Here is a 13,357-nt window from a genome sequence, read left to right as displayed (position 1 = left end):
GAAAGATGCATGCGGTCCAAGAGGTCCGGATAAGACCCCATTCCACAGCGAACGCGAAGTAGAAGAAGTCGACGATCTTGAAAGCGAGTTGTTTGACATGCGAGTTTGTCTGCAAGCTCAGCGTGGTGCCGCTGTCTACCGACACTCGCGACTCTGACGGGCAAGAGTGCCGATCCTACTTGCGTTGATAGGTTGATGACGGCTCAGTCGACACGTCGAGACGAAGGGGACTGATTGTGACCGCCGTTGGCGTTTCCACGTTTGCGGGCGATCTCGCTTCAGTCTCAATTGTCTTCCGTCGCTACAATGACGCGTTTGAAACGGTTGACTTTCACCTGGAAGAGTTTCGAATGGAGGTGAATCGAAAGAATGCACACAGTGGATGATGACCTATCGAAACGGCAAGCGGCTCTGGAAACAGTCTTTGGTTTTTCTCAGGCGGATCTTGCGGCCAATCGGTCCGGTGAATTGTCGGCAGCCCAGAAGGATCGAATCTCAAAAGCCCACGATGCGAACTCACGCTTGGCATGGGTGGCCTTCTCGATCGTATTTGGCGTGGCTTTCCTTGGCTTCTGTGCGGAGATGCTGCGCACCAGCGCCTTTGGGGTTCGATCGTTGTCGGCGTACGTTGGTGTGACGGTGTTCTTCGGTCTGATTCTATGGGGCTTCATTCTTTCTCACCGGTACAAGATGAAGCGGACTCTTCGGGATGGAAAGACTTTCTCCGTGAAAGGCAAGATCCAGTTGTTCACGATGCGGCATGAAAAATTGCTGCATCGATACTTTTGCATTGACGGTCATCGGTTCCAGATCGAACGGTATTCTCACTTTGCATTGCTGAAGCAGTCTGGTTTGGCAGGACAGGAAGCCATCATGTACGTCTCGACCCCACGGAAGGCGGTCCAATCGGTTGAGTTGAAAACCTGACATTCTTCAGGTGGTTCACGGGTGCTGCTTGTGCGCAACCTTTGGGTGAGGTCAACCATTGCGGCGCGACACGGATCAAAACTCACTCAACCGAATCGGCCTCCTGAGTCCTTGCGGCTGACCTGCTTAGCTTGCCGCGGAGAACAGTGGACTGGCCAGGAACGCTTGGATGATGGCTGCGTTGGCGATGTCCAAGAAGAATGCACCCACCAGTGGCACCACCAAGAACGCTTTTGGCGACGCACCGAACTTCGCCGTGACCGCGTGCATGTTCGCGATGCCGACGGGAGTCGCGCCGAGGCCCAAGCCAGAAAAACCTGCCGCAATCACGGCAGCGTCGTAGTCACGTCCCATGGCTGGGAAGACGACCAACAGTGAAATGGCCACCATCACCGTGATCTGTACCACCAGCACCAGCAGGATTGGACCCAGGGCACCCGACAGCGTCCACAATTGCAAACTCATCAAGCTCATCGCCAAGAAGAGTTGCAAGCTAACATCGCTGCACAGACTGATTGCAGGTTTGTCGATACTCTTGCCAAGCATGTCCAGTCCATTGGCGATGATGATCCCCACAAACATCGCGGTCAGGAATCCAGGCAATGGGAGCGACGAACGATCTGCCAACCAATCGTTTACCAGCGAACCGGCGGCCAGACAGATCGCCAGTGCCAGAATCGAGTCAAGCATGCCGGCCAGCGTGACGTGGCCGACGGCTTCGGTTTTCTCGGGACCAGGAACACATTCTTGCACCGACAGGTCGCCCGAAAGTTTGTTTCGTGAGATCAAAAACTTGGCAATCGGGCCGCCGAGCAGCCCTCCGGCAATCAGCCCAAACGTTGCGCAGGCGAGCCCCAGTTCCATCGCCCCGGGTAAACCTTGGTCAGCGGCAAGTTGTCCATAGGATATGGCTGAACCATGGCCACCAGCAAACGCGATGCTGCCCGCGAGCAGTCCGTAGGCAGGGGCGGCACCCAGCAACATCGCGACGCCAATCCCGGCCAAGTCCTGCAAGAATAGAAAGCCGACTGCGCAGACGACCAGAATCGCGAGCGACTTGCCACCACTGATCAGTATTCGGAGTTTTGCCGACAATCCGACCGTGCTAAAGAACACCAGCAACAGCAGGTCACGAAGGCTCAAATCAAACGACAACTCTCTGCCGCGAATCCAGAATACAACTGCGACCACCAAACTGCATACCAAACCACCGCAAACGGCATCTGGAATATTGAAGTCTCGCAGAAGACGGATGCGTGACGTGAGTGTGCGCCCCAGATAGAGAACGAGGACTGCAGCAATGGCCGTCCACGTCGCATCAAAAATGAAGACTTGAGTTTCAGGCATGAACGCTCACCGGTACTGTTGCGGAGAAATGAATGAGTCTTGCGTTGTAGTCCAACAGATGAGCGAGTGATATGGCGAGAATCGCTCGCTTGCCAGCTTTTTGTGTTCGTTCATTGGGACGCGGAAAGAGTCGGTTTCTCTTTGCGATCGCCTGGACTGCTGAATGCTTGGTGTTGCCAGAAGACTGTCATCACCTTTTCCTTGGGAGGGTGATGTGAAAATGCACGATCTCTTCCGCGGGCGGGTGTTCAAGGCGTTACTGGAAGCCCATGCCACATTTGTTGTCCGACACAGATTCTTCGCTTGTTGCTTGCGAGATGAATACCGACTCTTCTAAACCGATTTCGGGTTGAAGTCGGCTAAGTTTGGCGACTTGGTTTTTACTCCTTCCGCCGGAACCTCGACCTTGGCACTCCAGACGATTCCGTTGAGGATCAGTCGTCTCAGGTCTTCGTCACGCCAGTTTTTGTAGTAGTGTGGCATCACGACGCCGAATCCCCGGCCGGTGTCTTCTCTTTCGATGCACCACGCGACTGACTCTCGTTTGGGAGCTTCCGGTGGCAACATCGAGGTCGCCAACACGGTTGCCTTCGGGGCAAGTTGGTTTCCATTCGCACCAAAGTAATTGTTGAAATAGGGCTCGTCACGAAGGGTGAATTCTTTCCAGCCTCGCGTGACCGGATGATCGGTCTTCACGGGCGTGATGGTTGCTTGGGGGAAGACTCGGGCAAAGGATTCGTGGTGCGGGCAGGAACGGTTGGCGAAGTAACCGCCCATCCATCGCAACAGCGGGTGGTCGCCATCAGGCGTGACATCGTCACCTAGCAAGCCCGTCGCATAATGAATGCATGCAATGTCCACGCCACGCTGCATCATTTCGTCCAGGTCGGCGAGGTTCTGCTGCGGGTTGGGGAGGCGATTGGGCGGGAACAGATCCCCGATGAAAACAACCGTTGATGCGGCGTCGCGAAGCGACTGATCGGGCCAGCCTTCGACCACGTCCGCCTCAACCCCAGACAGATTCTCCATCTGTTCGAGAGCGTGTTTCATCAGCCGACCCCCGGCCTCGACCTCGTGAGTGCCCGGCGGATGGCTGCTGGGACCAACGATGATCAGCACTCGTGTGGAACGATTCGTCTTGTCATCAGACCATCCATGAACTGGCGATACGGCAGCACCGGCGGCCATGAGTCCGGATGTTGTCTTGATGAACCCTCTGCGGGATGCATGTGACCGTTCGTTTGCGGGTCGGTTGGGTTGGTTCGTCATTTCGAAGGTGGCTCCAAGTGATGCGATTTGTGTCGACGCCGCAGATCTAGATGATAAGTGATCGAGCAGGGTGCTGTTTAACTGTGTGCGCTCCCGACAGCCTCGCTCACATGCTGGAAACGATCCCGTTTGAGTAACTCAGCCAAACCCGAGCAAATGCTTTTCACGACACTGGGGCCTTCGTAGATCATGGAGGTGTAAACCTGAACCAGCGAAGCACCAAGACGAATTTTGTCGTACGCGTCTTGCGCAGTGAAGACACCTCCGGCTCCGATGACAATGTACCGATTGCGATCCATCCGGCGGTACAACTCTGAGATACAATCGTTGATCAATGAGGCGACGGGACGGCCTGCAACGGCGACATGTTTGTCGATCAGGTGTTCCGGTGCAATCGACAGCGACGTTTTTTTCGAGGGCTGGTTGAAACAGAAACCGCGTACAAAGTCAAAGCGTTCACACTGAGTGAGCAATTTCTCCAGATGACCGGGATCATTGTTGGGGCTTATCTTGAGAAAGACTGGGGATTGAATTTGCAGCGGAGCCAAGCGTTCGAGCAAATGTCCGACATTGGCCGGTTCGGAGAAGAAGCTCTTGCCGCCTTGGGCGTTGGGGCAACTGAGATTGAACATCAGGTAGTCCGCGTGAGGATGAAGTTGACGCGTGCTGAATTCGTAGTCGCTCAGAATTTGTTCATCGCTGCAGGCTGGTGCGTTTGCACCGTCGTTGGTTTTGACAAGGTTGGCTCCAAGCGGAACACGACCGCGATGCGAACCCAGTCGTGCGGAAACGATTTCGGCACCATCGTTGGGCAGGCCATAGTTCACGATGACGGCCCTATCCTGCGGCAGCCGAAACAGTCGTGGCTTGGGGTTCCCTTTCGATTCTCTCGCCGAGACGGAACCGATCTCGACAAACCCGAATCCCAAAGCGTCCAACATTCGTAACGCACGTCCATTCTTGTCCCACCCGGCCGCCAGTCAGATCGGATTGTCGAATTGCAACCCGGCAACTTCGGTTTTTAGTATGGGATCGTGAGACTCCAGACACTGTCGCACGACATTGGTAGCCCCGGGCAAGGCACCGCTCCACCGGCACCCTTCCACTGCCAAGTGATGGGCTGTTTCGGGGTCGAGTGAAAAGAGCACCGGCCGGACAAGCGTCTTGTAGAGGTTCATCGCTATCGTCTTGGAACGAGGAATTCTGGTAGGCTTCTCGCACATGGTGCATCAAGGTACACGAGCGACCGGCTACGCCGCGAAGCGATTGTTTGAAAGGATTGTCGAAGGCGAGCATTACGTCGATTGGAACATGTTGACCTGGTTGTTCTGAACCACGAAGGGGGATACGGCGGTGCTCGCAGGAGTAGGCCGGACCGAATTCATGCTACGCCAGCGAGTGCGGCGATCTCGCGTGGTGCTAAGTGGGCGGATCGTGAATGATGGGCTGTCAGTTTACAATTTGCAGGAAAGGGATCTCATGAAAATCGAGTTGCGTTCAATCTTCTACCCGAAGCCAGTCGATCCGGACGGTTACCTTCGCCCGCACGAGCTCTCGGTGATCTGTCAGTCAAGCGAGAGTGAGAATGGCGAGGTGGTCGCTGCTCGGTTGGCAGTCGATTACCTCGATATCTCGCGGGCCGAGGACGAGGGAATGAATGTGTGGGAAGTCTGTGATGCGGATTCGCAGAGTTGGCACAGTGTCTGCTCGGCAATACTTGAGCCAACCGCTCCATTCGCCGAGTATCGGAAGGAACTGGGGATCAATCATCCGGTGTTTGGTATGGCTTTCATTCACCGTGTCGCCATCCACTCGTCGTTGCGTGACTGGCAACAAATGATCATCGACTCGGTGTCCAAGCTGTTCTCGGGAGAAACATCGACGGTGATGTGGAGAGGGACGACCGACATGACCGATGGGGAACTGGCCAGCCTCGGGTTTCGGATCGTTGCCGGGGAAGACCTGTTGTTTCGTCCCAATGTGCTAAGAAGCGAGTATGAAACAGTGAACGATGACCGTGATCCAAACTTTGACTTGAAGGTCCCCCAAGAAGCCGCGGAGTATGTTCAGCGGGAATGGGAAAACTCGGAGCAAACAGATTTCGATGTTTATTGAGCCGAGTGTTGGCAGGCACCCGCAGCATGTGTTGCCGGAGCGGCATGGTGTTGCCGCTTGGTCTAGGTTGCATTGTTGGCGCGAGTCGAAGATGGATGTTTGGGATGGTTTGGCGGTTGAATGTTCATTCGACGGTTAGGCCGGGTCGGGGATGATTTTTCCGGTTCGGTCGTCGACTCGGTGCAGTTGGGTGATGTCTCCCATCGCGCCGTCGCTGGTTTTTAAAGAGACCAACCAGTAAGGATCGTCGGGCACATTCGCGGAAACCATGGCTTGCAGGATCTCCAGGTCGTGCACGCCATTCTCGCTGTAGAGCTTCGCGTAGAACTCTTTTTCGCGACGGATTCTTTCGGTGTCAAACAGCACCGCCGAACACTTGGTGCCGGGCGGAATGTTCCCGAGGTGCTCGATCACAGTCATGATCGCCGCCTTTTGATCCATCTCTCGTTTCGTCAACTGTTGCTCCTCAGTGAGTTTTGAAGTTGCGTTTTTGTTGGCCGTTCAGCGAAGAAAACGTGGCATAGGCTTCACTACTTCGCCTTTTAGGCGTCCGCCTCGGTTCTAGCAGAAGGAACCGGGGCTAATGCCCAGGCGGATCACACAAGAATTGGAAGGTGACTGAATGAACTGGTCGTTGCGTGTTGGTGACCTGAAAGGGATTCTTAGGCGTTGTTCAAGGCGAGGTTGAAGAACGCCGTTGGCCAACGAGAAGAGTCGCAGATTTTCCAAACTACAGTCTCGGTTTGGGTGGTTGGACGGCGGGTTGCCAGGGGGCGATGCCGTCGAGTTTGGTCTCTCTTGAAAACACTTTGCTGCCGCAGGTGACGTACAGAGTCGACATGTTCTCGCCGGCGAGCACGCAGTTGGAAAGCTTGCCCGACAAACTAGGGCGCGAAAGGATCAGGTGGACTCGGCCGGGCGGATCGATGATTTGAATGCCTAGTTTCGTAGCGACCAAGAGCGATCCGTCTTTCGTCATCGTGACGCCGTCGGCGCCGCCGATCATGTCGTCTTGCGGCGTGTGGACGTAACTGTAGGGCTGGCCGTGCAAAAGTTGTCCCGTCGCGGTGTCGATTTTGTAGGACCACACGTAGCGGCCTTCTGCATCGACGACCATCAGAAAACGTCGATCGGGGGTGACGATCAATCCGTTCGGTTTCTTGGGGCCTTTGCCGGCTGGGATTGGCTTTCCGTCACCTCGAGGATTGCCTTCGGCGTCGATCGGCAAGTACCAGACGGATTGTTCGGTGGGACCGGTGAAGTAGATGCCATGTTCCAGCACAACCAAGTCGTTGCAGGAAACGCCGGAGCAGAGATCGGTGCGACTGCCATCGGGATCGATCCGCGTCACCGTCAGTGCTTTGTTCCGTGCGCAGTAGAGACGGCCGGCCGCGTCGTACATCAACGCGCTCACGCCTGGCAGGTCGTCAACCCACTTGGTCACCTTGTTCGTGCCGGCCGCGATCTTCCAGATTTCGCCTCGCGGCCCATCAATGAAGGACACGTCGCCGTTGGGTGCGACGGCAGGGCCCTCGGTGTATTTGTGCCCTTCGCTGACTAGTTTCCACGACTCGCCTTCGATCAAGCGGTCTTTGATTTCAGGATGTTCTGAAACATTGGTTTCGATGGGACGATCGAAGTCTTTCCACAGCCATTTCATTGCATCGGGAAAGATCGCTGCACCGTGTTTTCCGTTGTGGCCGCCTTCACCCCAGACGTTTTTGACCTCATACCCAGCCCACTGCAGGGATGCCAGCATCGTTTGATTCGCATGCCACCAACTACCGCCGTAGATGTCCAAGTCATTGCTGCCGTCTTGCAGAAAGACCCGCAGGGGTTTGGGTTCGTGTTTGCGAATCAGGACCGGGTATTCGTTTCCGCCTCGCAGTCCAACATAGGTGCCGACGGTGCTGAAGACTCGGCGGAACTGATCGCTCCGGTGCCAGGCAACACCGAGCGCAGCGATCGCGCCGCTGCTGCTGCCACCGATGGCTCGTAGGTTGGGATCGTCGGTGATCGCATAGGTTTTGCGGACTTCGGGGATCAGTTCATTGATTAAGAACGAAGCGTAGCGATCGCTCACGGTGTCGTATTCAAAGCTGCGATTGAAACGATCCTGAGCGCCCTCGCCACCGGGAACGACACCTGGGTTCACACAGACGGCAATTGTGACCGGCATTTCTCCGCGATGGATCAGGTTGTCGAAAACATGGTGGAGTCGATACTCACCCTTTTCGCGAACGTACTTGGCACCGTCCTGCATGACCATAAGCGCCGCGGGAGAGGACTCGTCGTACTGAGCCGGAACGTAGACGAAGTAGTCACGCTCGGTGCCTGGATAGATCTCGCTGTCGGTGAATCGATGGGTGGTCACCATGCCCCGAGGGACGCCGTCCTCGGCCACGGTGTCGGGGTGCACCGGATAACTCTCTTGAGCAGGCGTCACCATCGCGGGCAGCAAGAGCAAGACGAGCAGAATCGGTGCACTGGATTCGGCAACGAATGCCGTGAAGGATTGAGGGCGTCGAGGATGGACGCAGCGGTGAATCGCGAATGTCATATCAAGTCGTGGATGGGGGGAATGATCTGGGGAGAGTTGGAGGGGGCCACCAAGATAGTCGAGGCGAAGCGGTTTTGCTTCGAGGTAGCAAACCAAAATGCGTCGTGCCCTAAGCGTTTTCGAACATTTCAGAGATTTTCTCGGTCATAAACGGAGCCGTCTTGTTAAGTAACGGTGTGAGCACTTCTCTGGACGGAGGATGGAATGGACGAAACCGCACGACAGGCAACTCGGCAATGGACACTGGCGCAGCCCGCTGTGTCGGCGTTTGTGACGTCGATGGTGCGTGATTTCGGTGATCGCGATGACGTGCTGCAGGAAGTCGCTGTCGCTGTGATCGAGTCGTATGACTCCTATGATCCGGAGCTTCCGTTCGTGCCCTGGGCGATCGGCGTCGCTCGGAATCAGGTGAGTTTGTACATGCGGAACCGGCGGAAAGACCTGCTGGTGTTCGACGACGATGCAATCGCTTGTCTGGCGATCGCGATTCCAACCGTGGCTCAGCAAGAATCAGCGAAACTTGATTTCGTCTCGGAATGCCTGGGTGGTTTAGAGAACCGTGCTCGTCGCTTGTTCGAGTTGCGATATCAGAAGAACATGAAACCGGCCGCCATTGCCGAACGAGTGGACATGTCGGCGAATGCTGTCGCCAAAGCACTGCAGCGAATTCGAGATCGTGTTCGGAACTGTGTCGAACGCAAGAGTGTGGAGGTGATGTCATGAGCTCGACGATCGAAGATTTGATGGACGGCTACTTCGACGAATCGCTGTCGCAGGAGCAATTTCAGCAACTGAAACAGTGGATCAAGTCCGATCCGCTGCACGCCCAGCGGTTCGCCTCGGCGATGTTGTTGCATGACCGACTCCGCAATGAATTCACGACCAATGAGTTGTTGGATCGACCATCGACGGTCGAGCTGTCCACGGTCAACGATCCAGCGTTGGTCCGAGCAAACGGGCGACCCGATGAGGTCACGCTGGCCGGTTCAATCGGAAACACTTGGACGCGATCCGTGATTGCCATGGCGACGACGGCGTGCTTGGTGCTGATCAGCCTAGCGTTGCTTTGGAATGGTTTTGGGAGCACTTCGGCTTCCGCCGCGATGTTGGAACTCAATCGCATCATCGCGGCCAACCGGCAATTGTTGGATCGGACGTTCTTGATTTCAGTGGAAGAGAGCGCGGCTCAGGAAGATCTAAGACGCGATTCGCCGGAGCATCGACGCCCGCCGAAGCCTTCTTTGGACAACGCGATCTTGGATGTTCGAGGTTCGGATCAGTTCGTGTTGAAACGAGAAGTGGAACCGGGTGTCTTCTTTGTCACTGGCAGCAACGGCACAACCAGTTGGGCGGTTCGGCCGGACGGACCGGTTCGAATGAGCGACGACCTGACGCGATTCAGTCGAGACTTGCCCGGGCACGAACGGTCGCTACCGATCAACAATATCGAGGACGGGTTGGGCGCATTGCAGACCGCTTACAACTTGGAATTGTTGTCGGTGGAACAAATCGAAGGCGAAGTTCAGGGTCGGGATGTCGAATCCGACGCGGAAGCCAGTTGGCAGATGGTGGCGACAAAGAAACCAGGATTTCGAGGGCCAGGACGAGTTGAAATTCTTTACACCGCATCCAGTGGTCTGATTCGTGAGATGCGATTTGTCGACATGCCCTACGGACGAAATGTCGTCACGTTGAAGATGACATTGATGGAGAAACAGGCGTTTGCTGCGGACCATTTTGATCATGAATCCTATCACGACCCGAAACGCATTGTGGAGTTTGAATAGATGAACAGGACACGAATTCTAAAGCCCGTTTTGGGTTTGGTCGCTCTCGTTTGTGTGGCCTCCATCACCAGTTTTGTTTGGATGCAGGCGGGCTACAGCCAAGGCGAGAATCGCGGCGGGGTTGGCAAGCCGCGAATCAGTGACACGGTGCAGGCGAACCTGTACGCCGACAACTGGTTCATCATGTACATCAATGGCGACCTTGTCGCAGTCGACTCGATCCAGTTCATGCCGCACAACGTCATCTCCGTTGACATCCTTCCGGACTACCCGATGACAATTGCGGTGATGGCCAAGGACAACGCGGATGCAAAGACTGGAATGGAATATGCCAACACCAGTATCGGTGATGGCGGATTCATCTTGAAATTTGGCGATGGCACGGTAACCAATGCCGACTGGAAAGCCAAAGCCTTTTCTCGCGGTCCCATTGATCGAGACACCAAGAACCCGAAGGTTGAGAATACACCTATTCCGGAAGACTGGTACGCAGTCGATTTTGACGATGAATCATGGAGTCAAGCGACGGAGTACACACAGACGCAGATTGGCCCCAAGGAACCGTTCTTTGAGCACGACTTCGAAGGTGCGAGTTTCATATGGACGGAGGATGTCGAACTCGACAACACCGTCATCTTTCGACATGTCGTGGCCACACCGCCGGACGGGAAAGCTCGCCCTGACTTTTCCAATCTAAACGACATCGTTCCGAGTGGGCCTCGTCGAAGACCTCGGTGAACCCTTTCCGAACCATCCTTGAAGTGAATGCCATGTTTATCAACTCACGCTCTCTCATTCCGGCGATCGCGAGTCTGCTTTGTTTGATAGCGACCGCCCATGTCGCAGCTCACGAAGGCGGGCACCACGGGAATGCCCACTCGTCCGCTCATTCGAGAACTTGGTACGACGCATCGGATGGATCGCACCTGCACGGATCGTTTGTCTCAGCGAAGGATGGCAAGGTTCAAATTCGCCGTGAGAATGGAACACTCACGGACATCGCAATCGAACGTCTGGTTGCTGCCGACCAAGCCTGGGTTCAGGAACGAATGGAAGAGATTCAAACTCTCAATCGACAGCACGCGATTCGGCTCGTGGCGGTGAACCAACCGGCGCAAGCTAGCTCAGGGAATGCTGCGACGAATGAGACGATGCCAGCCATCGGGGCGCACTTTCAACCGTTTGAGAAACTGTTGCAACTTCGCTGGGACAAAGACTTTCTCTATGTTGGTTCCAATGGGTTGCCGGAACATCCAATGATGATTGGCATTCGATCGTGGCAGCAACAGGTTCCGATCCCGCAGAAGTACCTTGGGAACAATGCTTGGCAGATTCCGTTGCATCCGGTTCCAGCCAAGAATCCAATGTCGACCAAAAACGATTTTCTGCGTGGTGCAATTGCTCTGGCAGTCAATGGCGTGCCGATCTTCAACCCGCTGAACAATCGCGGCGATGATGCCTACTTGTTTGGCGAACTGGATGAATACGGTGGTCATTGCGGTCGCGGAGATGATTACCACTACCACATTGCTCCGGTTCATCTGGAGGAAACAACCGGGAAGGGCCAACCGATTGGCTATGCCTTGGACGGCTATCCGATCTTTGGTTATCAAGATCCGAAGGCGAGTGATTTCGCACCGCTCGATGATCTCGGCGGACACAAGGACGCCTCGGGCAATTACCACTATCACGCACAAAAGACTTACCCGTATTTGAATGGTGGCTTTTACGGGGAAGTGACCCAGCGTGGCGGTCAGGTGGACCCGCAACCGCGTGCCGAACCGATTCGTCCTGATCTGCGACCGTTGCGTGGCGCTGTGATCACGGGATTCAGCAAGACGGGCAATCGATTCGAGTTGGTGTACGACGTGGACGGCCGACAGGGATCGGTGACCTATGTCGTCAAAGACGATAGCACGGTCGATTTCACGTTCCAGCAACCATCGGGTGAAACGCGAAGCGAAAGCTATCGCAGTCGCATGGGCAAACCGTTTCTTCCGCAAGCGGATATCTCAGGAGCAGGCGACGGTCCCGACGCCGATCAAACGTCTCGATTGAGAGTCACCAGTCCCGCGTTTGCGGCAGGCAATGAATTGCCGATCGAGTTCACCGGCGATGGGGCGGGTGAGTCACCACCGATCGCTTGGACGAAAGGGCCGGAGGGAACGCAGTGTTATGCACTCAACCTTTGGCACACCCCCGGACCTGACGATGTGAAGTCGTATTGGATGGTCTATGACATTCCACCGGACGTGACCAGCCTGCCGCAAGACGCGAGCGGCATCGGGACCGTGGGGATCAACGACAAAGGCCACGCGGGATACGACCCGATGAAATCGAAGGGCCCCGGAGTGAAGCAGTATCACGTGACGGTTTATGCGTTGTCCGAGAAGCCCGAGTTTGCGACGGACCAAGTGACTCGAGCGGAGTTGCTGGAAAGCATTTCAGACATCACGTTGGCCGAGGGCACGTTGGACTTTCAGTACACTCGATCGCGAAGCGGATCATCGCTGATTCTGATTGGCTCCGCCCTTGTCGTCTTGGTTGCGGGAGCATGGTTCGGACTGAAGAGACTTACAGTCCCGAGAGTTGCCGGTTGAAATCGAACTGCAGATCGGGATGCACTTTCTCGATCGCTTTGTCGATTTTTTTGAGCTGTGTCGCGTACATGTTTTGGCTGACGCGGCAACCGCCAAAGCTGATTCGTTTTTCTTTGATCCGCTGGCAGAAGTGGATTCGGACTTGCAGTTCGGTTTCTTTGTCGCCGGAGAACCTCAGCGATTTGTCCATCCAACGGACGACTTTGCGAAGCGTCTTTTTGTGAATCTTGCCGGAGACGCTGAGATGCTCATCGATCTCGTCGCACAATTCATCCGCGTACGCTGGTTCATCGTCCGCTTTCATCAGCAAGTACGTCAGCAGCTCTTTGCTCTCGACTTTGAACTTGGCCAGTCGGACACAAACGTCGAGCAACTCATCCTCATCCAGCTTGACGAGTTCTTTTTTCAACTGGCTGATCGTGGCGGCTTTCATGGCGTCTCAGAGAATGGTTGGGAGATTCCCAGTTGAACGTTTTGAAGTAGCGTTTCGTTGGTGACCCGACGCGTGAGTGAGGGACGCCCATCGGCTGATCGCGAATTCTGCGAAAAGTATTCAATCAACAGCCCGGTCAGCGAGGACGAAAGGCACTTGATTGGTTCCTCGCTCATCGGGCTGTTGATTGAGTCCTAACCCGAAGCGTTAGTTTTGAAGTTGCGCTTTTTGCGTGAGCTTCGCCAGATTGGTATTGCAATGAAAGGCGGGGCCAACCCATGACGAGTTGCTTGTGTTTACACCCTTCACGTTGAAGGCC

At 55.3% G+C, this 13,357-nt stretch carries 12 protein-coding genes; 6 read left to right on the top strand and 6 right to left on the bottom strand.

Annotated features, from left to right (window positions below; genetic code table 11):
• Positions 1 to 369: 369 nt before the first annotated feature.
• On the top strand, positions 370 to 927 hold the full coding sequence (locus tag ACF8AM_RS23725) for a hypothetical protein (protein WP_392558029.1): 558 nt from the start codon (positions 370 to 372) through the stop codon (positions 925 to 927).
• Positions 928 to 1,053: 126 nt separating this feature from the next.
• On the opposite strand, the gene gltS is transcribed toward ACF8AM_RS23725, so the two are convergent.
• The 3 genes from gltS to ACF8AM_RS23710 form a co-directional block, all read right to left on the bottom strand.
• On the bottom strand, positions 1,054 to 2,274 hold the full coding sequence (gltS, locus tag ACF8AM_RS23720) for a sodium/glutamate symporter (protein WP_392558028.1): 1,221 nt from the start codon (positions 2,272 to 2,274) through the stop codon (positions 1,054 to 1,056).
• A gap of 333 nt (positions 2,275 to 2,607) precedes the next feature.
• Positions 2,608 to 3,324 (bottom strand): ThuA domain-containing protein, encoded by a 717-nt coding sequence (locus ACF8AM_RS23715; RefSeq protein WP_392558027.1) that lies wholly within the window; start codon positions 3,322 to 3,324, stop codon positions 2,608 to 2,610.
• Between the two features lie 296 nt (positions 3,325 to 3,620).
• The gene (locus ACF8AM_RS23710; protein WP_392558030.1) at positions 3,621 to 4,523 is read right to left on the bottom strand and encodes a quinone-dependent dihydroorotate dehydrogenase; all 903 of its coding nucleotides are present in this window, start codon (positions 4,521 to 4,523) and stop codon (positions 3,621 to 3,623) included.
• A gap of 499 nt (positions 4,524 to 5,022) precedes the next feature.
• Here ACF8AM_RS23710 and ACF8AM_RS23705 point away from each other — a divergent pair, with 499 nt between their 5' ends.
• Entirely contained in the window at positions 5,023 to 5,658 is a 636-nt protein-coding gene (locus ACF8AM_RS23705) for a hypothetical protein (protein WP_392558026.1), read from the top strand.
• A gap of 135 nt (positions 5,659 to 5,793) precedes the next feature.
• Here ACF8AM_RS23705 and ACF8AM_RS23700 read toward each other — a convergent pair whose 3' ends face one another.
• Together ACF8AM_RS23700 and ACF8AM_RS23695 are read right to left on the bottom strand one after the other, a co-directional pair.
• Positions 5,794 to 6,099 carry a hypothetical protein gene (locus ACF8AM_RS23700; protein WP_392558025.1) on the bottom strand — a complete coding sequence of 102 codons (306 nt, stop codon included), beginning with the start codon at positions 6,097 to 6,099 and terminating at the stop codon, positions 5,794 to 5,796.
• A 289-nt stretch (positions 6,100 to 6,388) separates the two neighbouring features.
• A complete protein-coding gene (locus ACF8AM_RS23695) occupies positions 6,389 to 8,218 on the bottom strand; it encodes an SMP-30/gluconolactonase/LRE family protein (protein WP_392558024.1) in 1,830 nt (609 codons plus the stop codon).
• 204 nt (positions 8,219 to 8,422) lie between these two features.
• On the opposite strand from ACF8AM_RS23695, the gene ACF8AM_RS23690 reads away from it, so the two are divergent.
• Genes ACF8AM_RS23690 through ACF8AM_RS23675 form a run of 4 tightly spaced genes read left to right on the top strand, consistent with a single transcriptional unit; the run spans position 8,423 to position 12,605 of the window.
• Entirely contained in the window at positions 8,423 to 8,941 is a 519-nt protein-coding gene (locus ACF8AM_RS23690; RefSeq protein WP_392558023.1) for a sigma-70 family RNA polymerase sigma factor, read from the top strand.
• A complete protein-coding gene (locus tag ACF8AM_RS23685; RefSeq protein ID WP_392558022.1) occupies positions 8,938 to 10,005 on the top strand; it encodes a hypothetical protein in 1,068 nt (355 codons plus the stop codon). Before ACF8AM_RS23690 ends, ACF8AM_RS23685 begins: the two co-directional genes overlap by 4 nt.
• Positions 10,006 to 10,743: a hypothetical protein gene (locus ACF8AM_RS23680; protein WP_392558021.1), complete on the top strand. Its 738-nt coding sequence runs from the start codon at positions 10,006 to 10,008 to the stop codon at positions 10,741 to 10,743.
• Positions 10,740 to 12,605: a YHYH protein gene (locus tag ACF8AM_RS23675; RefSeq protein ID WP_392558020.1), complete on the top strand. Its 1,866-nt coding sequence runs from the start codon at positions 10,740 to 10,742 to the stop codon at positions 12,603 to 12,605. Before ACF8AM_RS23680 ends, ACF8AM_RS23675 begins: the two co-directional genes overlap by 4 nt.
• Here ACF8AM_RS23675 and ACF8AM_RS23670 read toward each other — a convergent pair.
• Positions 12,580 to 13,038: a hypothetical protein gene (locus ACF8AM_RS23670; protein ID WP_392558019.1), complete on the bottom strand. Its 459-nt coding sequence runs from the start codon at positions 13,036 to 13,038 to the stop codon at positions 12,580 to 12,582. The two genes, ACF8AM_RS23675 and ACF8AM_RS23670, sit on opposite strands and share 26 nt — an antisense overlap.
• Positions 13,039 to 13,357: the final 319 nt, after the last annotated feature.

The sequence above is a fragment of the Rhodopirellula sp. JB055 genome (genome assembly GCF_043100905.1).
Taxonomy (GTDB): domain Bacteria; phylum Planctomycetota; class Planctomycetia; order Pirellulales; family Pirellulaceae; genus Rhodopirellula.
This window is presented reverse-complemented; position numbering and strand designations above follow the sequence as displayed.

Bases quoted from the DNA above. Each gene is read 5' to 3' on its own strand.
- ACF8AM_RS23725 (WP_392558029.1), top strand. From the start codon at position 370: ATGCACACAGTGGATGATGACCTATCGAAACGGCAAGCGGCTCTGGAA.
- gltS (WP_392558028.1), bottom strand. From the start codon at position 2,274: ATGCCTGAAACTCAAGTCTTCATTTTTGATGCGACGTGGACGGCCATT.
- ACF8AM_RS23715 (WP_392558027.1), bottom strand. From the start codon at position 3,324: ATGAAACACGCTCTCGAACAGATGGAGAATCTGTCTGGGGTTGAGGCG.
- ACF8AM_RS23705 (WP_392558026.1), top strand. From the start codon at position 5,023: ATGAAAATCGAGTTGCGTTCAATCTTCTACCCGAAGCCAGTCGATCCG.
- ACF8AM_RS23700 (WP_392558025.1), bottom strand. From the start codon at position 6,099: ATGGATCAAAAGGCGGCGATCATGACTGTGATCGAGCACCTCGGGAAC.
- ACF8AM_RS23695 (WP_392558024.1), bottom strand. From the start codon at position 8,218: ATGACATTCGCGATTCACCGCTGCGTCCATCCTCGACGCCCTCAATCC.
- ACF8AM_RS23690 (WP_392558023.1), top strand. From the start codon at position 8,423: ATGGACGAAACCGCACGACAGGCAACTCGGCAATGGACACTGGCGCAG.
- ACF8AM_RS23685 (WP_392558022.1), top strand. From the start codon at position 8,938: ATGAGCTCGACGATCGAAGATTTGATGGACGGCTACTTCGACGAATCG.
- ACF8AM_RS23680 (WP_392558021.1), top strand. From the start codon at position 10,006: ATGAACAGGACACGAATTCTAAAGCCCGTTTTGGGTTTGGTCGCTCTC.
- ACF8AM_RS23670 (WP_392558019.1), bottom strand. From the start codon at position 13,038: ATGAAAGCCGCCACGATCAGCCAGTTGAAAAAAGAACTCGTCAAGCTG.